This is a genomic window from Hyunsoonleella sp. J2K-J805 (genome assembly GCF_057167125.1).
The window spans coordinates 1,106,051-1,129,303 of the sequence record NZ_CM169901.1; the positions used below are offsets into that span (position 1 = coordinate 1,106,051).

Sequence of the window (23,253 nt, forward strand, 5' to 3'; positions counted from 1 at the left end):
ATCTCAAAATGGTCGATATTACAAATAAAAACACAACCCTAAGAACCGCAGTTGCGCAAGCAATAGTCAAAGTCAGTAAACCTGAAACGATTGCGGCTATTAAAAACGATACCGTTCCAAAAGGAAACGTATTCGCAATGAGTAAAGCCGCTGGACTTTTGGGTGTAAAGCGCACACCAGATATTTTACCCGATTGCCACCCCTTACCTATAGAATTTACTGGGGTGGAGTATAAAATTGACGGATTAGAAATCACAGTACTGTTTACAGTAAAAACCATCTATAAAACTGGGGTTGAAGTTGAGGCTATGCATGGTGCTAGCGTTGTAGCCTTAAATATGTATGACATGCTAAAACCTATTGATAAAGGTATTGAAATTCATGCGATTAAACTTCTCAAAAAGAAAGGCGGAAAGTCTGATTTCAAGGACAGGTTTAGAAAAGATTTAACCGCCGCAGTTGTGGTATGTAGCGATACCATTTCGGCAGGTCATAAAGAAGATAAAGCGGGGAAAGCTATTATAAAAAAGCTTGAAGAATGTGAAGTTAAGGTGAATGAATACGTAATTATTCCTGATGAAAAAGAGGTGATTCAACAAAAAGTAAAACTGTACCAAGAACAAGGTATTGATATGGTAATTTACACAGGAGGCACAGGCTTATCTGGAAGAGATGTAACGCCAGAAGCTTTAATTCCTTTGTTAGACAGACGTATTCCTGGAATTGAAGAAGCCATTAGAAGTTACGGCCAAGGACGTATGCCATTTGCCATGTTATCTAGAAGTGTTGCAGGAACTATTGGCGATACTTTAGTATTGGCTTTACCTGGTTCTACCAATGGTGCTAAAGAGTCTATGGATGCTATTTTTCCCGCTGTGTTACATAGTTTTAGAATTTTAAAAGGGGCGAGACATGATTAAAATGTTTATACGTGGAATCGTTAAATCATTTAGTCGATTAAACAGTTTAACAATTCAACGATTAAACAAAGTGAAGATATGAGCGAAAACAAAAATATATTAACAGATTTACACGGTAGAGACCATGCGTATCTGCGTATTTCTCTGACCGAGCGATGCAATTTACGATGCACCTATTGTATGCCTGCCAATGGTGTGCCATTATCTCCTAAAAGTCATTTAATGACGTATGAAGAGATTTACGATATTGCCAAAACCTTTGTAAAACATGGTGTTACCAAAATTAGATTAACAGGTGGTGAACCTTTGGTTAGAAAAGATATCCCGGTAATTCTTGAAAAATTGGCAACATTACCTGTTGAATTGTCTATTACTTCGAATGCAGTTATTATAGATAAATTCATCGATGTTTTAAAGGCTAATGGCATTTCTAAAATCAATGTAAGTTTAGATTCTTTAGATGCTTCAAAATTTAAACATATTACACGTCGCCATGAATTTCAAAAGGTTTATGATAATATTCTTTTACTGGTTAAAGAAGGCTTTAAAATAAAAGTAAATGCAGTTTTAATAAAAGGGTTTAATGATGATGAAATTATAGATTTCATCAATTTCACCAAAGACCTACCAATTTCAGTTCGTTTTATAGAGTTTATGCCTTTTGATGGCAACAAATGGGATATGAGTAAAATGGTGTCTTATGCCGAAGTCATGGAATATGTCAATAAAACCTATCCTAAAGAAGATATTTTACGCTTACAAGATGCACCAAACGACACTTCAAAAAACTACAAAATAAAAGGCTATCAAGGGAGTTTTGCCATTATAAGTTCGGTTACAAATCCGTTTTGCGATTCCTGTAATAGATTACGTTTAACCGCTAACGGTCAATTAAAAAACTGTTTGTTTTCATCTTCGGAATCCGATCTATTAACAACACTTAGAGCAGGAAAACCTATCGAGCCTATTATCCAAAAAGCAGTACAAGCCAAATTTAAAATCCGCGGTGGTATGGATACTTTAGAGAAGCTTCAGAAACCCGATTTACATTCAAAAAATAGAAGTATGATAACTATTGGCGGGTAAAAAAACACCGTCTAAAATAGTAAACTACTCATCGTTTTTACCCTCTATAGCGTCCTTAAATTCTATGTCGTTATCTACCGTTCCCTTAAACGCATTAATCCAAGCGTTCTTAAAAATATTGGTTATGGTGGTCCAAACACCAGATTCAACCTGATTCAAATCACCTTCAATTGGTATTTTTGTAGCCAAGGTATTTGTTCTTTGGTTTTTAAGAATAAACTTAAAAAAACCAACAAACCCCTCCCAAAGTTTACTTAAAAAGCTATCGTTTTTACCTATTAATTTGCTGTTGCTAAGTAGTGGTTTCATGTAACCTTTTAAATAGCCATCGGCAATTGCAATTTCGCTATATAGTCCAAAATCACCCGATTCAAAATCTAACTCAGCATAATGTTTTGTAAAATTATTTAAGGCTGTGGCATTCGCATTTTCTAAAGCAAACGAAACATCCATATCTGGTATTTGCTTAATAAGGTTAATTTTACCTTTAACATCCACTTTACCGCCTCCAAAGGATATTGCACTACCTTTTAATGAGGAAGGTAGCACCATTTCACGCTCTATAACATTACGTAGATTGGTTGCCTCAAATTCTACGTCGTTAAAAAAAAGTTCAATTTTTGGGTTTACTCCATTTTCTATATAAGCAAGTTTCCCGTTATGCACGCGCAAATCGTTAATATTTATTGGAACTATGTCGGTAAGTACCTTTGTCCAATCGTCTACATCGGTATCTGTATTACTTGCACTTTGATCTTCCAGAACATAAGAAATCTCTGGGGAGTGCATTACAATTTCACAAACAATTTTTCCTTTAAGCAACGGTTTCCATTCTATGGCAATATCATTTTTGGGAAAGTTTAAAAAAGGGATTTGAGTTTTTGCCGCTACTTTATTTATATATAAACCATGCAAAACATAAGCACCACGGTATAAATCAATATCAACCTTATCTATTTGGCCGTAATATCCTGGAATTTCAGCTAGAGATTTATTAATTTGATGTTTTGCTATAAAAGGTAAAGAAAGCCTTAAACACACTAAAAGCAGAAGTATTAAGGCAGGTAAAATATAGCGTTTACGTTTGTACACCTTTCGCTTTATTGTTTGGTTCTTAGCATTCATACGTTTAAATTTAATTTTATCTAAAGGTTTTTATGGTTCAAAATTAATTCATTAAAGACACAAAAGGGTTGTTTCTAAATATTTTATTAACCCAATAAAATAGGAAATGTGTATTTTTAGCCGCTGCATGGATAATTTTGAAAACGAATACTTTGGTATAGGCATACAAAACGGTAAAACTCCAGAAAACCTTGGCGTACTATGGCGTTCTGCTCAAAATTTAGGAGCGAGTTTTATTTTTACCATTGGAAATCGTTATGCAAAACAGGCCTGTGATACACATAATGCGGTAAAAGCAATGCCCTATTTTCATTATGAAACCTTTGAAGAATTTTATAAAAACCTACCCAAAGGTGCTAGACTTGTAGGCGTTGAATTGACAGATGAAGCTGAAGATTTAGAAACCTTTCATCACCCAAGGCGTTGTGTGTATTTGTTAGGTGCGGAGGATCATGGGTTATCTAAAAAAGCCATTGAAAAGAGTCACTTTCTAGTAAAATTTAAGTCCCAACTTAGTTTAAATGTTTCGGTAGCCGGCAGTATTGTGATGTATGATAGAGGTATTGAAAAACCGCGTTCTTAAATAAAAAAGGCGATACTTTACAGTACCACCTTTTAATCACAAAAAACAAATCAAGCTAAACTAGTTTCTATGCGCTACCGAAAGTTCAACTTGATTATAATCAACCAAACTTTTCTTTACTCTATACACCCATGCAATTTGGGCTAACTGACCAACTATTTTAACTGAATCTTTCATTGAAAGCTTAGAACCATCAGCATGAATCCAACGCTTTAAAGGTTGCTCGCATATATATTGTTTTGCTTTTTCAATACCGAAATGTGCAGACATTCTTTTGAATATTTCAACATCAAAAATCCATTGCGTTACAAATTCTTCTGCAAAAGCTAGTTGAATCACATCTTTTCTAAAGATTTTAGCACCACATTGCGTGTCTTTAAAGTCCATACCCAAAATCTTTCTAATAATGAAGTTAATCGTCATACTTATTAGTTTTCTTGCCGACTCTTTGGTAATATTTGCTCCCATTCTACTAATTCTGGAACCACTTACGATTTTAAAATCGGAATTTTCAATTGTAGAAACTAAATCGTCAAAATCTTCTAAGTCCGTTGACAAATCAGCATCTAAAAATCCTATATAGTCTAAATCTTCCTTGTCTGCCATGTGCAACATTCCCAATCTCACCGCTTCTGCTTTTCCTCCATTTTTTTCGCAATTATATACTGAAATATAATCTTCACGCCCTTCCTTTAACTTATTTAAAACGTCTAAGGTGTTATCTTTACTACCATCGTTAACAAAACATAAATGGTATCCTGAGTTCTTATTAATAAACTGAAGAAATTCTTCGCTTAACAATCTATCTTCTTCATTATAACAAGGTATTACAACACCAACGCAACGTTGTTGTATCATAACATCAGTTTTAGATGTTTCTATGTTGGTTTCTGGCGCCCCAATTAATCGTTTTACACGGGCACATATTTCATTGAGACTTAGAGGTTTTTTCATGTAGTCGTTAATTCCCAATTCAAACCCCTTAGTTATTACATTATCTTGAGTATTACCTGATAATACCATTATTGGTACTTGAGAATCCATAGTGGTTCTAACATACCTTACGATATCCAATCCAGGAATTTCTGGCATATTTATGTCCACTATTAATAAATCTGGTTGAAAGGATCCCAATAGATCCATACCTTCTAAAGAACTGGTAGTTATTTTTACGTCATAACCCAATTCTATTAATCTTTTTTGTAATGGTAACAACACTAGTTGTTGGTCATCAATAGCTAAAATTTTCATGATAATATTGTTTTTGTGATTATTTCTGAGACAAAAGTATTGTGAATGCTGTAAGAAATCCTGTATTTTAGCCTAAGGCGATATTTTGTGTAGACGAATGGTGTTTTACTGTAGATGAATACAATTGATGCCTACTAAAGCAATATTTATCTTTACATCGTTATAAATATTTATGTATTGAACCGAACCAAATCAAATAAATACTTAATTGTAGCATTACTTATAGGTATTGCATTTCATGGCACATCTATATTTTTTACATTAGAAACCACCTACGATGCGCTCATCCACTTATTTTTTGCAGATCATTATGCAAATAGTTGGTTTGAGCCTTGGAATTATAAATGGTACACTGGGTTTACTGTAATGAGTTATCCGCCGTTGGTACATCAATCTATCGCAGCACTTTCCGCAATTGGTGGCCTTAAGTTTGGGATGTTTACTGTAGCTTTAATAAGTATAGTACTTTTTATCACTGGTGTTTACCGATTTTCGTTATTAATTACTGGAAACCGTACCGTAGCGGGTTACGCTTCTATTTTGGCAGTTTTATCGTCCTCTTTTGTAGAAACTTTACATGTATTTGGGCAGTTACCAAGTATTATAGGTATTTCTATTTTAATGCATGCACTACCAGAAATATATTTATGGCTTAAAACTGGTAAGCTTCGATACTTATGTACCTGCTTATCTCTAATAGCAGTTACGGTTACCTCACACCATGTAACACCCATCTTTGGGATGGTATTCTTTATTTTCCCATTGATTGGTATGGTAATTATGGATGTTTCCAAAGAGAAAACGGGTAGCATGAAAGCCGTTTCATTTAAAGTATTTCTTAATAGTTTTTTTAAACTTTTTAAGCGTATTGTTGCCTTTGGAATGTTATCCTTAGTTATTATCATCACCTGTATTTTACCCTATTGGATAAACTCTAAAAACAACCCCATTACGCAAGTTCCAATCCCTCATGGATCGCGCGATAATTTTTTAGAAGTGACCTCATCAGGATTGGTGTTCTTTTTAATTCCTTGGGGAATTTTATTAATTCTGTTGCCTTATATATTTTATAGATACTATAGCAAGCGTTATTTATTTTTTGGATTATCCATAACCATTTTAACAATTTTAGGAACCGGAGGCACAACCCCTATCCCTAAATTATTTTTAGGGGAAACTGCATTTAATATTTTAACCTTAGACCGATTTACACTTTGGGCATCAATTATGTCATTACCGCTTTTTGGAGAGTTTGTATATCGTTTTGTTGAAGGCGATTTAAAACAGCTCATCCAAGAACAATTTGGAGCCATATACCACCGATTAATTGGTGGATTACTCGCTGGCCTATTTTTATTTATGACCATTTTTACAATGAGTCTGAGCTATTTTAGACCATCGCAACCTCAGAAAATAAAAATGTTACCCATTATCAATTTCTTGAATCAAGATCAGCATGACCAATGGCGGTATATGACTTTAGGGTTTGGCGATCAAATGGCGTGGTTATCTGCACAAACAAATGCTATGAGTGTAGATGGTAATTACCACTCTGCAAGACGATTACCAGAATTAACTACCCGCCCCATAGAACGTTTAGAAAATTCAAAGTTTAAAGGTGTTGAGGGTATTGGTTCGCTACAACAGTTTTTAACTGCTCCTGAAAAATATAATTTTAAGTATATTTTTTCTAACGATAAGTTTTACGACCCTATTCTGTATTTCTGCGGATGGCAGCGCCTACGACAACTAGAAAATGGAATTCAAGTCTGGGAGAAGCTTAACGTACCTCCTCTATCATCTATTTTGCCTAAAGACGATGTTAGTACATGGCTAAAAATATTATGGGGTATTATGCCTTTTTTAACGGTTATTATTGCGTTTATTTTAAATATTCAAATGCTTTGGGTACATGCACTTAAAACTAAAACCACAACTATTCCAGAATTTTTAAACATTAAAAGCAACTATACTAAATTCTCAAGAGGTATTTTAAGAATAACTCATGTTTGGTCTGCTATTCTTGCCATAATTGTATGTTATGGTATGTACTTCTTCTATATAAAAAATGACTCACACCATTCTCCTGAAAATGCCTTATTAGCTTATTATGATGCCTTAGATTTTAAAGAATTTGAAACCGCACATAGCTTAATTAACCCAAATAGTAATTTATCAATTGCACAATATATGTTAGAGATATCGGTAACTGATGGTTTGTTAAGTTCTTATGCTAAATTAGACGCTATTGAAACTGTAATAATATCAAAAACGGATACTCTAGCTACTGTAAAAGTGAACACTAATTGGATTACGCCTTTAGAAAAAATAAACAAAACCGATTATAAAACATTAACCAAACTAAAAGGTAAATGGTATGTAAACCCAGAGGATATTGATTTGGACTTACCTCCAGACCAATTATATTCAGGAAATGTTACTAAATATTTTAATCAAGGTAGGCGTCGCATTACAACCGAACAAACCCACCACGAAGATGTTTTAAAACAGCCAGTTTTAGAAATTCTTTCAGCTAAACTGGTAAAACATAATGGTAGTTATGCATTAATTGGAGAAGTTCAAAATATAGATAATGTACCTGCCGATGTAGTCTTAAAAGGCACACTTTATAATGATACTAATAAAGAATTAGCGACTTACAACGCTAAATATCATGTAAAGCACAAATTATTGCCCAAGGAAGTGAGTTCCTTTAAAATTAATTTTGAAGGTATTGCCTGGTCTAAAACCCAAGATTCTATTCCTAAAACCTTTAATCCTGATGAGTTTACTCCTGTAGAATTTAAAGAGCAACCAACTAAATTCAACTTACAAATAGCAGGAAACGTTTCGGGGTCAGATTTATATAAAGACACCACATTGAGTGATTTAGATATATCTGAAGAAAGCATTTCTGGAAAACTATTCAATTCTGGTTTGGAGGAGGTAACTATTCCACAATTACTATTTACGTATTATGATGCAAATAAAAACATCCTTTGGGTAGATCATCAATTTATCCCAGAAGGCATCAGGCAACAACGTCAACAAGCATTCAATTATCATATTATTAAAAGTGACACCATAAAGGTTATAAATGAAGATATGAAAAACTGTTTTGTAAACGGTTTACCAAACGAATCTATTTCTAACAAAGTGGTACCTGATAGAATTAAAAACCAAGCACATAACTTTTTGCAACCCATTAAAAACAAAAACTATAGCTTTATTAAAATTGAATTAAACACTTATATAGGAAATCCTCTTTAATGAAATTGAAACTTACATATTTACTTTTATCTGGATTGATGGTTTTACTCTCAATAGCTACCTATGCAAGCAATGGAGACTTAAAGCTGCTTACCAAGGTTACTACATTTAAAGCTGGTCAATCTATTACTTTAGAGTTTTCAAGTAATAACAACGAAACACCTAATTTATATGTAAGTAATAGTTATGGTTCTACCATAATTAAACCTAAAATAGTATCAGGAGTTTTAAATTATCAAATCCCACAATCTATAAGTAATAAAACTGGAGTTGTAAATTGGAAATTATTAAAAAACAATTCACTTTCTGGTTCATTCACTATTATAGCTAAGCAACAGGCAACATCTTTAGAAACCTATTTAGGCCCACCAAGTATTCAAGCTGGTGGAACAGATTATTCTATGCTAGTGGTTATCCCAACAGATAGTTTAGACAACCCTTTAGCTGATAATACAGCGCTTAATGTTAAACATCAATTTTTAGAAAATCAGAACAACGAAGTTATTCTAGTAAAAAATAGAATTGCATATAAAAACATATATTCAAACACTAAAACAGGTAGAATATTAGTGTCCTCAGAACATCTGGGATTGAATTCTAAAGAATTTACGGTTAATGTATTACCAGCAATACCAACAGATTTTAGTATTTCGTATAGCAGACATCATGATTATGCTGATGGTAATCAAATTACCACGTTTACAACATCAATTATCCAAGACAAATATCAAAATGTGGTAAGCGATGGTACGTATGTTGAATTTTTTATAACTAATGCCAAAAATCATATTTTAAAAACTTCTGGTACAACAATTAATGGTATTGCAAGTGCTAAAATAATTCATCCAAGTTATGAAGATAAATGGTTGGTTAAAGCCATTATAGAGGGTATGGCAGAAAGTAACGCGATCGAATTAGTATTCAAACCCATCATCACAGATTTTAACGTTGTATTTTCAGAAGATAATAGAACGTTGACTATAGGGCCTTTAAAAAGTTTTATGAATCAAATGGTTCCTGATGGGTTAGAGGTATCAGTTTCTATTTTTCAAAATAACAAAAAATTAAATACACTTACTAAAAGTGCTTTTGAAGGTTATGCCACTTTTAAATTAGATACCAATAACTTCCCAAGCAAAAGCTATACATTAAAAATTGAAACTGCTGGCATAGAAAAAACATATACAAACATTAAACTATGACAGGGACTAACAAACATATACTACGTAGTGTTTTAATGCTGTCTTACATCGCTATTATAGCCTTTGTTTTATTTGGTATTGGTAGTTTGTATAGTTATTTAAATACTGGTGCAGACAGAAGCACCATGCTCCATACCGAAATTAAAAAAATAGAGCAGTATCTACCAAAATTAGAATGGGCACCTTTACAAAATGAAGGACGACCAATGGATTTACAGACTTTAAAATCTATTGAAACCGATTATCTCGACGCTTGGTATGTAAAACATGTAGCTTACAAAACCAATACTTTAGCTGGAATTGAAGATTATTATACTAAAAGTGCACGTAAAAATATTGCTGCGCTTATAGCACAAAACAAATCAAATAATATTTCTATTGAAGGCACCACTTTGGCGCATCACCTCACTCTTGATTTTTTTAGTGAAGACGGGCAATTAGCAGTAGTTACAGACAAAAATGTTATTGAATTTAAACGTGTTTTTGACAACAACAACCTGATACTTGAAACTACCGAAGCATCTAATTACAAAATAATTTTTCTTTTGGAAGATGGCTTTTGGCGTATTAGGCATATCATAAAAGAACAAAGTAAAGATTACAAAAACGAATGTATTCCAGGCCAAACTAAAGTTTCAAAAATTAAGGGTATTAATTATTATCCCCAATCCTCACCTTGGGATATGTATGGAAATAAATTTGACAGAAGAACTATTGCAAAAGATTTCAAAATTATAAAAGAAGCTGGTTTAAACACCATTAGAATTTTTGTGCCTTATGAAGATTTTGGACAAGCGCAGGTAAAACCTGAAAAACTAAATAAGCTCAAAACTGTATTAGATATAGCTGAAACTGAAAACTTAAAAGTAATTGTAACACTATTTGATTTTTATGGTGATTACTCTGTTTTAAACTGGTCGCTAAATCAGCATCATGCTGAAACTATTGTAAACGCCTTAAAAAATCATCCTGCCCTTTTAGCTTGGGATATTAAAAATGAACCTAATTTAGATTTTGAATCAAGAACAAAAGCCTTAGTTTTAGCTTGGTTAGAAAAAATGATACACTTAGTAAAAGCTACAGATCCAGAACACCCTGTAACTATAGGGTGGTCTAATACCGAAAGTGCTACTATCTTAAAAGACAAAGTCGATTTTGTATCCTTTCACTATTATGAAGATTTAGATACATTAGAAACCGAATACAATACATTAAAAACTAATATTCCAGACAAACCTGTTATAATTTCAGAATTTGGGCTATCTTCTTACCGTGGTTTGTGGCGACCTTTTGGTAACAATGAAGAGGATCAAGCCAGCTATCATAAGAAAGCGCAAACACTATTTGCTAAAAACAATATCCAGTTTATGAACTGGACCCTTTACGACTTTACAGAAATACCAAAGGAAGTCGTTGGACGACTTCCTTGGAGAAAACAGGCTCAAGGATATTTTGGTTTTATCGACCAAAACGGAGAGACTAAGCCTGCTTTTAAATATATTTCTAAAGAATAACTTCTTGAGATTGTACCGTTTTTACTAAAGATTTTTTATCAATTATCGTTTCAAAAGTATTGATATACATCTCTGCAATTCTAGACATGGGATACGCCGTAGCCGCTTTATAATTTGCTTTTTCAAGTGATACGCGATACGCATTATCTTCCAATATGTTCTGTAATGCAACAGCTAAACTACTTGCACTTGTTGGTTCAAAAAACTCACCTCTATAGCCTTCATCTTGTACTAATAATGCTAAATCTCCTAAATCTGGCATCACTACTGCTTTACCGTAGCTACCCGCTTGGTGTAACACACCAGAACTTCCAGTAGTTGATGTGTATGGAAATACCACAACAGCACTTTCTTTAAAAATCTTTGGCACATCTTCTTCAGCAACATAACCGGTAAATGTTAAACCTTTAACATGGCTATAGTGTTTTTGTACGCTTTCTAAATACCCAGGAGTATTTGGGTTATCAGTTCCTGCAATGACTATTTCCATATTTAAGTCAGAAACTTCTCTTAGCATTTCTACAGCTTCAATCATTCCTTCTACTTTCTTATACGTCCCAAACTTTCCAAAAGTCATTATTTTAAAAGGTTCTAAAGGTGTATCATAACTTGGTTCTTCAAGAATTTCAAAAGTCCCGTGAGGTATTAATTTTACATTATCAGCATTATATTTTTTACTTAAAATATCAACATACTTTTGCATAGTCACTGCAACTGTATCGGCTTGTAAAATCAATCGTGTTAAGGTACTTCCAATGAATCCGTAGATCTTTTGCATGATTTTGTTACTCGTAAATCCTGCACTTCCTAAATCTACTTCTTCCATGATGTTATGAAGTAATACAATGTTTGGAATCTTTTTTAATTTACACACCAATGGCAACATTAAACCTAAAGCTGCTGCGATTTTTTTATCGCCAAACTTGATAAACTGCAGGTTAAATAGAACTGCATCTGGTTTCACTTGATTAATAGCTTTGGTAACATTTACAATGTTTAAATAGCTATTAAATGTCCAACATTCTTTTACTGTAATTTTACATCCATCTTCTGTAAAATTGATGTCTTTTTGTCCTTCAGTAGTATCAGTAAGTAAAACTAATTCTGTGATATTTTGGTTTTGTCTGAAGTGTTTTACTAAATGATATGCATATTCGTTTAAAGTAACTTTACTTGGCGGATATGCTGTAACGATTGCTAATTTCATAATGATTTGAGTTTTATGTTATTTGTGATTTACACTACAAAGATGCAGCGTATTACAAGATATTTATGGTGTATTTAGGTAGATGGAAAATTACTGTAGACGAATGGTAATTTACTTTAGATTAAGCCTGTTTTAGATATATTTAGACAAAGTGATGTGATGTCTCAATCGTACCTCATGTCGACATGACTAACGTATATTAATTTAGTATCCCTAGTCATTTCGACGCTAGGAGAAATCACATTATTTATTTAATCCTTATAAAGTCTTCGTGCTTACTCTTATATGATATCACAATCGTGCCTCATATCGACATGAATAACGTATATTAATTTAGTATCCCTAGTCATTTCGACGCTAGGAGAAATCACATTATTTATTTAATCCTTATAAAGTCTTCGTGCTTACTCTTATATGATATCACAATCGTGCCTCATATCGACATGACTAACGACTTTTTATTGAATATACTTTAGTCATTTCGAATGTATATGAGAAATCACATTATTTTTTTAATCAATGCTTGCTCACTCTTAAGTAATGTCTCCTTTCGTCGACATGACTCGTACGCTTTATTAGAAACTCCTTGTCATTTCGACGCTAAGAGAAATCACACTATTTATTTAATCCTTGAGAGTATTCACGCTTATTCTTATGTGATGTCTCAATCGTGCCTCATGTCGACATGACTAACCTACCTTAATTTAACATTCCTAGTCATTTCTGATGCTAGGAGAAATCAAATTATCCATAAGGTTTATCAATTTCATTTTTGTTTTAGTGATCAAACCGTTATTCTTTTTATATAACGCTGTACCCTCTTATTTTAATTGATAGCTTGTTTTGTTTTTTTCTCCTATTTTTTCAAACAAACCTAGCTCAACTCCTTTTTTTAAATCTCTACTTGCCGTTGCAGTTGAAATGGCTTTAAAAATAGTCATGTAATCTTTTCTAGTAAATTCAGTTTTATTTAAAGACACATAATATTCTAATCTGTCCTTCTCATTTAAGGTTCTACTATTAAAATTTAATAAGTCACTTATTGAAGCGTCAATTATGCTTAACATATATTGGATAAACGTAGTTGATTGTCCAGATTTATCACTTACAGCCAAGGCTTTATAATATTTATCTTGGTCGTTGCTAATTAAAGTTTCAAAAGGTAAAAACTCAAAGATGGGATATTTTTCCATTAAAATTAATGTTTGCCATAATCGTCCCATTCGCCCATTGCCATCCAAAAAAGGATGAATAAATTCCATTTCATAATGGAACACACAACTTTTAATTAATTCAATGTCATCAGAGGTTTTTAAATATTTAAAAAGGTCTTTCATTAAGTGCGGTACATTTTCAAAAGGTGGTGCCAAATGCTCAACTTTAGAACCTTTTACAATGCCGACACTTTGCTTTCTGTATGTGCCAGAGCTTTCAATAAGCCCTTCCATCAAATGTCTATGCGCTTTTAAAAATGACTTTTCGTTTGAAGGATTGTAGTGTTCTAGATTTTCATAGATTTTAATAGCGTTCAAAACCTCAAGAACGTCTTTTTTAGGACCAACAACTCTTCTGTTTTCAAGAAGCGCTGTTATTTGCGTTTCTGTAAGTGTATTCCCTTCTATTTTTAATGAAGAATGAATGGTCTTAATTCTATTCTGTTTTCGTAATTTAGGTGAAGGTCTGTTTAATAAGTTTGCATTTACCTCTCCTATTTTCTCAGAAATAGAAGTAATTAATTTTAAAATTGAAGGTGTTATTTCGTAAGGTGGCTTCATTATTGATACTATCATTTGATGCTATCAAATATACAATCATTTAGTCTAAATTATGTACTAAATCTGAGTTTTATTGGGATGAACTCCTTTTACCATCAAGCCTAAAAAACACAATTTGAATCACCAAAAGCTGCGCCATGGCTACGATTTGCATGTGAACTACCTGGTTTAAACTATCATGATACCCTATAACTAATGCTACCTGAAGCATACCGAATATTCCTGAAATAATTACCGGAATATATTTATCTAAAGACAAATAGTAATATGCAAAAATGTTTGAGATAGCGAACAAAGATGTAGCAATAGCATATTTATAAAGTAATGGTGCCATAGCAATGTAGCTGTCTCCAAATAAAAGTTGAATGATGAGTTCTGGAAAACTAAAACACACCACAACAATTGAAAGTGATATACCAGCGATGTAACCAATATATTTAAATAGTATACCAGAAGTTGCTTTTCCTTCTTTTTTCAATTGTACTACCGTTGGTAAAAGTAACATAACAAACATCCAAGCAATAAAATATACAATACGCCCTATTAAAGCTAAGGATGCGTATAATCCCGCTTCATACGATTCAAAATAGTGCTTTACTAAAAGGATATCACTGTTGTTAATGATGATCTGTGTGAGTTCGTAAAAGGCCGTAATTACAAAGAAACTTCTAATAGCTTTCTTCTGTGTTTGAGGAATTACTTGACGTTTAAAACTAATATTGGACGACTTAAATGGTATTAGTCCAAAAGCGAAAGATGCCAAAATACCTACAGCAATAATTACAGGTGATTTTATATCCAATACCAGTATTAAAAGCAAGGTGATGAGCAACCTACTCCACATCTCTGTTTGATAGGTTATGGAAAGCAATTTAAAGGCTTTTTTTCCTTGAAAAACGCCTCTATTTACGCTCATTAAAAAGTAAATAGGTACACCGCACCCAAACACCACAAACATGGTGGATGATGATGTATTAAATATCTCTTGTAATGTTGGTGCAAACACCACGATAGCGATTCCAAAAAACAACCCTACCGCAAATGCATTTTGATAGACTTTTGCAATGAAACTTTCAAATAATTGATGCTCAAAAAGCACTGAGAATTTTGCGGTTACCAACTGAAAGGTCATTGCTGCGAAACTCAATACCAACAAAAATGTAATGAGTACAGCGGCGTCTGCAAAAGCTGCAGGACCCAATAACCGACCAAGAATTAAATTATACAAATAATTACCGCCATTTACGGCCAGAACACTTAACATAAATAGTTGTTCTGGCGTAATTTTTTTTGATTTTAGGGATGCTATCAGTTGCATGATTGAAAAATTTTTGTGATTTGTGAATTTGGGAAATGGGTTATGCAGCTATCTGACTTTCAAAATCTTGAAATATCTCCTTGCAGCCATTTCCGATAATGTAAAAAGACTTATTTTCTATAAGAGCTGTTGTGTACAAGTCTCTTAACGCATGCATGCCATTTGTATCAATTTCGGTTACCTCATCTATATTAAGGGTTACCCCTTTGGTATAAAATAATAAGAATTCTACATGGTTTTTAAATTGCTTCACCGTTGAAGCATTAATCATACCTTCTATAAAAAAAGTTCCGTTGTTTTCTTTAATTTTAAGTGCCATAATTTCTAGGTTTTAATTATTGTTTTCATTGATTTCTGACACAAAGATGCTTCAACATTCAACGGAAGGCGGTCAAATTTCGGTGAGTGGCAAGTTGCTGTAGATGAATGAAACACCTTTTGTCCTTAACTTGCAGTATCACAAAAAAACCCAAGTAATGCGTACTTTAAAACACTTAAGTTTCACCTTATTATTTGCTATTTCATTTGGCTTTAGTCAAAACATGCAACAAGGATTTACCTACTTAGAAACTGGAAAATATACAGAGGCTGTTACCTTCTTTAAAACAGTTTTAGACGATTACCCTGATAACAAAACCGCTAAACTATGTTATGGTAGAGCCGTTGGTCTATCTGGCGATTCTAAAACTGCGGTACAACTATTTACCAACTTACTAAATCAATACCCAAACGATTTTGAAGTTAAATTGAATTATGCGGAAAGCTTACTTTGGAATAAGGACTTTGCATCCGCTAAACCTTACTATGAAACTTTAATAAAAGAAGACAGTCAAAGTTTTTCTGCGCTTTTAGGGTATGCCAATACCTTATCTAACCTTAAGTTATTTAAAGATGCTTTAACGTATGTGAATAAAGCATTGGAAGTCTCTCCAGGAAACCCAAATGCATTAACCTCTAAAAAGTACATGTATTTAGGATACGCTTATCAAAATCAGCAAGCACAAAACTATGAGGAAGCAGAACGTCTTTTAAAAGAAAACTTAGGTTTGTTTGAAAATGATAAAGACACCTTGCTGAATTTAGCAAATCTGTATTTAATTATGGGTGAGCTAGATAAAGCTACTGAAACTTATAACATACTCGCACAAAATCCAGATAACAAACGTATCGCATTAAACGGTTTAGCCTTAGCACAACATTTAAATGGTAAAGAAAAAGAGGCTTTAAAACTTAGCGAGCAGGCTTTTTTAAGCATCACAGACACCACTTATGAAGTACAGGTAAAATCTACAACAGAACGTTATGCACAAGCTTTAATTTGGAATAAAAAGTTTAAACAAGCGAAACAGTTAATTACTAAGTTAGTACAGCAACACCCCAATAAAAATTGGGTATTAGCCTTAAGAGCGACTTTAAATATTTATAAGAGCGACTTTAAGAAAAGTTTAGCCGATTACAATCAGATTTTAGCAAACGACAGCACCTCTTTTGATGGTAACTTAGGAAAAGCCAATACGCTTAAAGCTTTAGGCAAATATGATGATGCGCTTACCTCGGCGAACAATACCTTGAAGTTTTATGAGAATCAAAAAGATGCCACACAGTTTATTAAAACCTTAAACACCCAATTTACGCCGTCTTTAGAAACTAAGGCATCCTACAGTTTTGATAATGGCGATAACGAAGCCTATATGTTTCAAGCGAATTTGGAATACCCAACCTCTACCAAATTTAAATGGTTAGCTGGTTATGGGTATAGAAACACCAGCAATATGGTAACCGATGCCAAAGCATCCTCCAATAATTTTAGTTTGGGCTTAGCGTATCAGTTGTTACCAAATATGACGCTTAAGGGAACTGCGGGTATTACCTCAGCAAAAGCAGATACAGATGATTTTACACAATTTTTAGCCGATGTGTCTTTACAGATTAAACCATTTAAGTTACAGGTTTTGGATGTTGGTTACCAGAGGGATGTGCAAAATTTTAATGCCGATTTATTAGATCGTGAAATTGTGATGAATAACTTTTACGCCAATTATAGCCTGAGTACCAACTTTAATTTAGGCTGGTTTACGCAATACTATTACACCACACAAAGTGATAATAACGCAAGAAACTTATTGTTTACCTCGCTGTACTATAACATTTTAGCAAAACCAAGTTTAAAGGCTGGACTAAACTACCAGTATATTACATTTAAAGACCAAGTACCTAGTATTTATTTTAGCCCAGAGCGTTTTAATGCCGGCGAGGTATTTATTAATTTGATAAAAGATGAAACCATTACCAAACCTAAAGCGTGGTTTTACGAACTGACTGCGGCCACAGGTTACCAGTTTATTGAAGATGATGCTAAACAAAGCACCTACCGCGTACAAGGAAAATTGGGTTATAAATTCTCTGAACGTGCTTTATTAAACCTGTATGGCACAAGAAGTAATATTGCTTCGGCTACTGCGGCGGGGTTTACGTTTACTGAAGTTGGGGTTAGGTTTAAGTGGTGGTTGGGTAAGTAATTTAGCTTGTAAAAATCAATTGCTTAAATCATCGCCAAAAGCATAATTTCTTGCTGTTTTGGCTTGTGTGTTTGCTTTAGCAAATTGCAAATGTACATATCTTATATCTTGGCATTATTCGGTTCAGATTTTATCAATTCACGTGCAAAATCAATGAATAATTTATATGCTTTTGTAAATGAATAGTTGTCATCTGAATGTTTAACAGCTATGTTCCTTTTTACCATTGTAGAACCAACTAACCTTTTTATACTATCTACATCATTTAACTGCTTATTTGATTTTACAATATCACTCCAAGAACTGTTTTTGATGTAGTCGATTATTTCCTCAATGTGAAAGTCCGAAAACCCTAATTCATCCATAAAATTCTTTCCGTCTTTGTCTAGTTCATAGCAAAATATTGAGAAAAATATGCTTATATCACGAGAAGTATTTTCATTTGTTTCTTCTGAAATTATATAATAAAACTCTTGTGTATTCTTTAATTCAAAACCAAAAGATTTATCAAAAAACTCAGCATAGAAATCTTGATTCTCCTTTACGATATCAAAATAAGATTCGTCAATGGTTATAAATCTTCCATCCATTAAAGATGTAACTATTTGTTTGTGTTTATTCGGATACATTTTCTTTTTTAGTGATTTTTAGTTTTGGCATTATTAGCTCTCCTTGTTCTGTTTTAAAAGAAATATTTCGGTTCTCTTTGTCTTGCTGTACTTCATAATCTTCTTCAAATATTAGACTGGTAACCATAAAATAGTTGTCAAAATCAAAATTCTTGTTTTCATTTTCAAATGCTGTTTTACACCAACTAAAAAAGTCATCTACTGGAAGTTTTGAATTGAGTTGAGATTTGTATTCACTTTTGTTGAAAATCCATTGTTCTACAATATCAGTTTCTTCTTCAATAAATACGTCTTCTTCATTTTTAAATTGGTCAAAATACTCTTTTGTATTTTCGTAAATAAACGGATTATATAGATTATCTCTTGTTGTATTGAAAAGCTCTGGTGGTTTAATTCCTTTATAACAATTTCCATTTGTTAAGTATAAATGAAAACCTTGTAAATATTCACTTTCTGTTCTAATTCTATCTATAAGAGGTAAAAGTTCATTGCTTAAGATAGAAGACTGTTTGCTAATATCTTTCACTACTTGTCTTAACAGATTATAGAGTTTTTCAAACTGTCTTCTAATGCTTTCATCTGTATAATCAAAGCGTTTGTTATTTGAAAATTGAGAAATACTTAGCAGTTCATTATAAATGGATTGAGAATGATTTATATCTAAAATTGTGTTTAAAGGAATGATATAATAATCTATTAAATATCTCGCTTTTTGTACTTTCTCTTGATATTCTATTTTTCGAGTATTTGCTTTTAGTTCTCTAGACTCATTTAAAAGACTTATTGTGTTATTTGCTACTGCATTTGAAAATTTCTTAATCTCGTTTGCCAAAGCTTCAATCCTATCCAACAAAATGTTTTTATCTTGATTGATGTCTTCTTTTATATTTAAGAACAAAGTTCTAATAGATTGCCCAAATTTTTCAATCTCTTCTGGAAGTAAAGGTTTGAATTGTTGAAGAATAAACTCAAACAAAACGAAATATGGTTCGTTAATTAAATAATCATCATTTTGTTCCACAAGTAATTTGTGTTCAAAAAGCTGATTCTCAATATCACTTCCAAATTCTTTAAGTGCATCAGAAACTTGACTTTTTAAGATAATTTCATTCTTAACTTGGATGTCAAAGAGTTGCCTTAGCAAGTCAAAATGAGTTGCCAAAAATTGTAATATGGTTTTTGGTTCTGACTTAAACATTAATTAAAATTTCTTGTTCTAAAAATCTATTTGTGCGAGCAACTTGTTCTCTAATTTGAATAACGATTGCATCTTTTGAGTTTTTTACCGGAATGCTCATTTTTGCTTTGTTCCCTTTTAATGAAGCAGAATGTTTATCGAAAAGTTCATTGTAGTTGGATGGTAAATACAATTTAGCATTAGTAAATACCTCTTTTATTCTTAAATATTCATCAAGTCCATTAAAGTCAAAGTCGACAAAAACTAAAACTTCCTTAGCTCTAATCATTGAAATCGATTCTTTTCCGATTCTACCATATTTATGTAGATACAAATACTTTTTGCCTAATAGTTTTTCTGCATTTAAAAAAGTTTCTAAATTTTCTACAAAACAGATATTATCAGCAATAATTGAATTTGGAACTACAGAAAATAAACCAAAATCAAGAGTCTTTTTTTTTATATCTACAAGTTGATTGTTTATTTGAACAGGATTAAAACCTCTTAACAAGAAAATTGGGTTATTGTCAATTTTTGTTGCTTTTGAGTTTCTGTATTTTTTAATATTCCCTGATTTGCTTTTGCTAACGTTTTGTTCTGGAAAAGATGTTTTAAAAAACTTTTCAAATTCTTCTTCTTTAGAAACTATAATTTTAAAACCTCTACCAAGTTTTAATGATTCTAAAATTTCCGCACGAAGCAAGTTTTCAAAAACATCAGACTTTAAAACGCTTCTAGGAATTGACGATTTTGAAATCGATTTTGATTCATATAATAGTCTATATGTGTTAAAGTCAACTTCTTTCATTATGCTTCAATCGGTTTTCTTAATATCACGTTTCCGTTCTTCTCACTAACTACGATTTTACCTTTGTTTCTTCTGACGAGATAGTATTTATCAAAACCATCATAAGGATGAAGTGGTGCAGCTGAAATCGGTATAAAATTGTGTTCTTTGCAGAAGTTCAATATTTCAATTCTGTTTGCTTCATCAATAGTTCCAATTTCATCAACAAAAAGTACAATTTTGTTTTCATCATCTTTTACAACTATTTGATTAATAATAGACATAATTAGTACCAACCGAATCATTTTATCTGTTCCATCAGATTCAATTTGATTTTTTAGGTCAACAACTTTGTGTTGTCCTTTCTTATGTAAGTGAAGTTTAATATCAAATAAATCATTAAATGTAATTGTGGTTTGATTATCTAAATATTTATTAAGTGTGTTTAGATTTTCTGACTGGTCATCAAAAATTAGTTCTGACGTTAAATCTCTAATCTGAATGATTTTATTTAAGTCCTTTATGAGTTTCTCGTTTTCTACAATTTCAATTTTTAAGGTATCAATATCAGAGATTTTTATTTTCTTAATTTTTGAATTGAATTGATTTGTAATAAATGAGTTAAATTCTTCAAATCTTGAATAAATTGTACGACAAGGATTTGCAAATTGGGTTGATATATTTTTAAGCAAACCATCAATTGCCTTTTGTTTGTCTTCCAATGTTACTAATTCAGAATCAATGTGTTTTATGAAATCAGTTTCACTTGCAAAAGATGTTTCTGTTTTAAGCTTTAACCGTTCAAATAAACTATCTTTTTTGAGTTTGATTTCTCTTCTCTCTTCAAAGTTTCTTTTAAGATTTTTATAGATATTATCAAGTGAATCCGTTGATTGATATTCGATAGGTTTAATTCCAAGTTGCTCAAGTTCTACTTTCCAAGTTTGGATTTCTTTGATTCGATTTTCTTTTGTAGTAATTTCTCTATCGTCTTGCCTTATAGACTCAACTAGCTTTCTTATTTCTTCCTCAAGAAGTTTAATATCACTTGTAGATTTCTCTTGTTCTTCTAGTAGCTTACTGAATTCAGCTCTTAATATTTCTAGTTCCTTCTCTAAAGTTGGTAGCTTATTTAGCTTCTCAATTTTATTGGATACATTTTTAATTTTTTTCTTTATTTCTTCTAAATCTTTTTGATGCTTTTCTAAATCTTTAACAATTGGTAGTAATTTTTCATTATAAATCTTTTCTTTCTCAAATTCCTTTACTCGTTTTTTTAAATCTTCAATCGAATCTATTGATTTTCCTTTCAAGTAATTAGGTAATTCTATTGCTCCATCAAAAAGTTTCATCAAGCTCTCTATATAATTGATTTTTGAAGAAATATTTTCTGATGGCAAACTAGTTATCTCTGTTGACAGAATTCTATTTAGTAATTCTTTGTTCTCTTGATTATCTGAAATCTGATGAATCAATTGATTTGAATAGCTCTCAACTTGTTTTGTGAGTTTATCAATTTGAGATTTGAGTTTTTCAATCTTGCTCTCAACATCTTTACTGCTTAGATTTTGATGCTCTATTTGAGTTATTTGACTTTCTATTGTTTTTCTTTCAGTATCCAAATTTTCAAAAGATTGTTCCAAAAATTGCAAACCCTCAAACGACTTAACTTCTTTTATCAGTTCATCTTTTTTGTCAATATCTTTCTGTTTCTGCTCCAATTGGGTTTTTATTTTACCCAATTCTTGGTTCAATCTGTCCTTTCTTGGATTTAGGGTTTCATTTAAATAAGTCCGGTTTTTATCTCTTTCTGTTTTCATTTTAGAAACAGAAGTTCCCAACTCAGAATAAAGTGAAGAATATTGTTGGTCAAATGCAAAAATTAATTCAGACAAAATTGCACTTTTTCCTTTGTATTGATTTACCAATTCCTTGAAATCAGTAAAGCTTCGTTGTATACTTTTGATTACTTTTATATCTCGATTATGCCTTAATAAAGTCTGAATGTCTTTTTGGTTTTTCTTTGAAAAAGACACACTCTCATTTTCTTTATTATCTGCTATAATTAAAGATTCTTTAAGTGAATTGTTATTGATTAATTTTGAGTTTATTAAGTATTTGTAGATTTTAGAAAAATTATTGCTAATTCCACGTCCATCTTGATTTACGTTTTGATTTAGCCAAACAACTCCGTTGTTTCTTTTTCCTTTTTGATATACAAAATTAAAAACCTCTGAACGTTTAGTAAACTTTTTATGTTCAATTCCATTTGTTGTAAGTTCAGATAGTAGTGAATCGAATTTCCTTATTTTTTGTCCGTTATTTGTTTCTGTAAAAAACAGTTCTTCTTTGTATTCGCTGTCAATTTTATAGTAGTCTAGATTACCTTCGGCATTTTTCTTTACTAGAATAGAGTAGTAACGGTTTTTGAAAATTTCAAAGATTATAAAACTAGAATTTACTGAAGGAAAATAATGGTTAAAAGTAGTTTTGTCTCCAATTCTATTTCCACTAAAGGTCATTTCACGTCCATCAATTATAAATAGATAGTTTAGAGCGTAAATCAGCGTACTTTTTCCGATGTTGTTTGGCCCAACAATTTGAAGGGAATTACAATCATCAAGTTCGATATCTGCTTTTGAATAGATGTCAGAGTTTAATATTATTAATCTTTTAAGCATTTAATTTAGGTCAATTTATTCGTTTTCAATATATAGTTTTTTGAGAGTTGGGAAAGAACCAAATATTCTGTTTATGAATTTCGCTTTTCTAATTCAAATTTTCAATTTCAGCATTATTTGGCATTACTTAAAAAGGTCTCATATACGAAAAGCAACTGGTTTATGCACTAACTTTTCGGTTAAACACTGCCCTCTTTTTATTATTATTT

Annotated in this window: 17 protein-coding genes; 7 read left to right on the plus strand and 10 right to left on the minus strand. The window is 32.0% G+C overall.

What is annotated here, in order from left to right; all coding sequences use genetic code 11:
* Positions 1–8 precede the first annotated feature (8 nt).
* Both moaCB and moaA read left to right on the plus strand, forming a co-directional pair.
* A complete protein-coding gene (gene moaCB, locus AC1B0Z_RS04870) occupies positions 9–920 on the plus strand; it encodes a bifunctional molybdenum cofactor biosynthesis protein MoaC/MoaB (protein WP_483794428.1) in 912 nt (303 codons plus the stop codon).
* Positions 921–998: 78 nt separating this feature from the next.
* Positions 999–2,006 (plus strand): GTP 3',8-cyclase MoaA, encoded by a 1,008-nt coding sequence (moaA, locus tag AC1B0Z_RS04875; protein ID WP_483794429.1) that lies wholly within the window; start codon positions 999–1,001, stop codon positions 2,004–2,006.
* 24 nt (positions 2,007–2,030) lie between these two features.
* On the opposite strand, the gene AC1B0Z_RS04880 is transcribed toward moaA, so the two are convergent.
* A complete protein-coding gene (locus tag AC1B0Z_RS04880) occupies positions 2,031–3,131 on the minus strand; it encodes a DUF748 domain-containing protein (RefSeq protein ID WP_483794430.1) in 1,101 nt (366 codons plus the stop codon).
* Positions 3,132–3,258: 127 nt separating this feature from the next.
* On the opposite strand from AC1B0Z_RS04880, the gene AC1B0Z_RS04885 reads away from it, so the two are divergent.
* Positions 3,259–3,714: an RNA methyltransferase gene (locus AC1B0Z_RS04885; RefSeq protein WP_483794431.1), complete on the plus strand. Its 456-nt coding sequence runs from the start codon at positions 3,259–3,261 to the stop codon at positions 3,712–3,714.
* A gap of 60 nt (positions 3,715–3,774) precedes the next feature.
* Here AC1B0Z_RS04885 and AC1B0Z_RS04890 read toward each other — a convergent pair whose 3' ends face one another.
* Complete coding sequence (locus AC1B0Z_RS04890) at positions 3,775–4,965, minus strand: response regulator (protein ID WP_483794432.1); 1,191 nt, start codon at positions 4,963–4,965, stop codon at positions 3,775–3,777.
* Between the two features lie 177 nt (positions 4,966–5,142).
* On the opposite strand from AC1B0Z_RS04890, the gene AC1B0Z_RS04895 reads away from it, so the two are divergent.
* From AC1B0Z_RS04895 to AC1B0Z_RS04905, 3 genes are read left to right on the plus strand one after another with little or no spacing between them, the layout of a single operon-like run.
* Positions 5,143–8,235, plus strand: a complete 3,093-nt coding sequence (locus AC1B0Z_RS04895) for a hypothetical protein (RefSeq protein WP_483794433.1) — start codon at positions 5,143–5,145, stop codon at positions 8,233–8,235.
* Complete coding sequence (locus tag AC1B0Z_RS04900) at positions 8,235–9,437, plus strand: hypothetical protein (RefSeq protein ID WP_483794434.1); 1,203 nt, start codon at positions 8,235–8,237, stop codon at positions 9,435–9,437. The genes AC1B0Z_RS04895 and AC1B0Z_RS04900 overlap by 1 nt, the downstream gene beginning before the upstream one ends.
* A complete protein-coding gene (locus AC1B0Z_RS04905; protein ID WP_483794435.1) occupies positions 9,434–10,951 on the plus strand; it encodes a cellulase family glycosylhydrolase in 1,518 nt (505 codons plus the stop codon). The genes AC1B0Z_RS04900 and AC1B0Z_RS04905 overlap by 4 nt, the downstream gene beginning before the upstream one ends.
* On the opposite strand, the gene AC1B0Z_RS04910 is transcribed toward AC1B0Z_RS04905, so the two are convergent.
* The 4 genes from AC1B0Z_RS04910 to AC1B0Z_RS04925 all read right to left on the minus strand — a co-directional run bounded on the left by AC1B0Z_RS04910 (position 10,941) and on the right by AC1B0Z_RS04925 (position 15,570).
* Positions 10,941–12,158, minus strand: a complete 1,218-nt coding sequence (locus AC1B0Z_RS04910) for a glycosyltransferase (RefSeq protein ID WP_483794436.1) — start codon at positions 12,156–12,158, stop codon at positions 10,941–10,943. The two genes, AC1B0Z_RS04905 and AC1B0Z_RS04910, sit on opposite strands and share 11 nt — an antisense overlap.
* 821 nt (positions 12,159–12,979) lie before the next feature.
* A complete protein-coding gene (locus tag AC1B0Z_RS04915) occupies positions 12,980–13,933 on the minus strand; it encodes a Fic family protein (protein WP_483794437.1) in 954 nt (317 codons plus the stop codon).
* Between the two features lie 70 nt (positions 13,934–14,003).
* Positions 14,004–15,251: an oligosaccharide flippase family protein gene (locus tag AC1B0Z_RS04920; protein ID WP_483794438.1), complete on the minus strand. Its 1,248-nt coding sequence runs from the start codon at positions 15,249–15,251 to the stop codon at positions 14,004–14,006.
* A 40-nt stretch (positions 15,252–15,291) separates the two neighbouring features.
* Positions 15,292–15,570 carry an STAS domain-containing protein gene (locus AC1B0Z_RS04925; RefSeq protein WP_483794440.1) on the minus strand — a complete coding sequence of 93 codons (279 nt, stop codon included), beginning with the start codon at positions 15,568–15,570 and terminating at the stop codon, positions 15,292–15,294.
* 157 nt (positions 15,571–15,727) lie between these two features.
* On the opposite strand from AC1B0Z_RS04925, the gene AC1B0Z_RS04930 reads away from it, so the two are divergent.
* A complete protein-coding gene (locus AC1B0Z_RS04930) occupies positions 15,728–17,770 on the plus strand; it encodes a tetratricopeptide repeat protein (protein WP_483794441.1) in 2,043 nt (680 codons plus the stop codon).
* Between the two features lie 101 nt (positions 17,771–17,871).
* Here AC1B0Z_RS04930 and AC1B0Z_RS04935 read toward each other — a convergent pair whose 3' ends face one another.
* From AC1B0Z_RS04935 to AC1B0Z_RS04950, 4 genes are read right to left on the minus strand one after another with little or no spacing between them, the layout of a single operon-like run.
* Positions 17,872–18,399, minus strand: a complete 528-nt coding sequence (locus tag AC1B0Z_RS04935) for a condensin complex protein MksE (RefSeq protein ID WP_483794443.1) — start codon at positions 18,397–18,399, stop codon at positions 17,872–17,874.
* The gene (locus tag AC1B0Z_RS04940; RefSeq protein ID WP_483794445.1) at positions 18,386–19,597 is read right to left on the minus strand and encodes a hypothetical protein; all 1,212 of its coding nucleotides are present in this window, start codon (positions 19,595–19,597) and stop codon (positions 18,386–18,388) included. The genes AC1B0Z_RS04935 and AC1B0Z_RS04940 overlap by 14 nt, the downstream gene beginning before the upstream one ends.
* Positions 19,590–20,384 (minus strand): hypothetical protein, encoded by a 795-nt coding sequence (locus tag AC1B0Z_RS04945; protein WP_483794446.1) that lies wholly within the window; start codon positions 20,382–20,384, stop codon positions 19,590–19,592. Before AC1B0Z_RS04945 ends, AC1B0Z_RS04940 begins: the two co-directional genes overlap by 8 nt.
* Complete coding sequence (locus AC1B0Z_RS04950; protein WP_483794447.1) at positions 20,384–23,044, minus strand: ATP-binding protein; 2,661 nt, start codon at positions 23,042–23,044, stop codon at positions 20,384–20,386. Before AC1B0Z_RS04950 ends, AC1B0Z_RS04945 begins: the two co-directional genes overlap by 1 nt.
* Between the last annotated feature and the right edge of the window lie 209 nt (positions 23,045–23,253).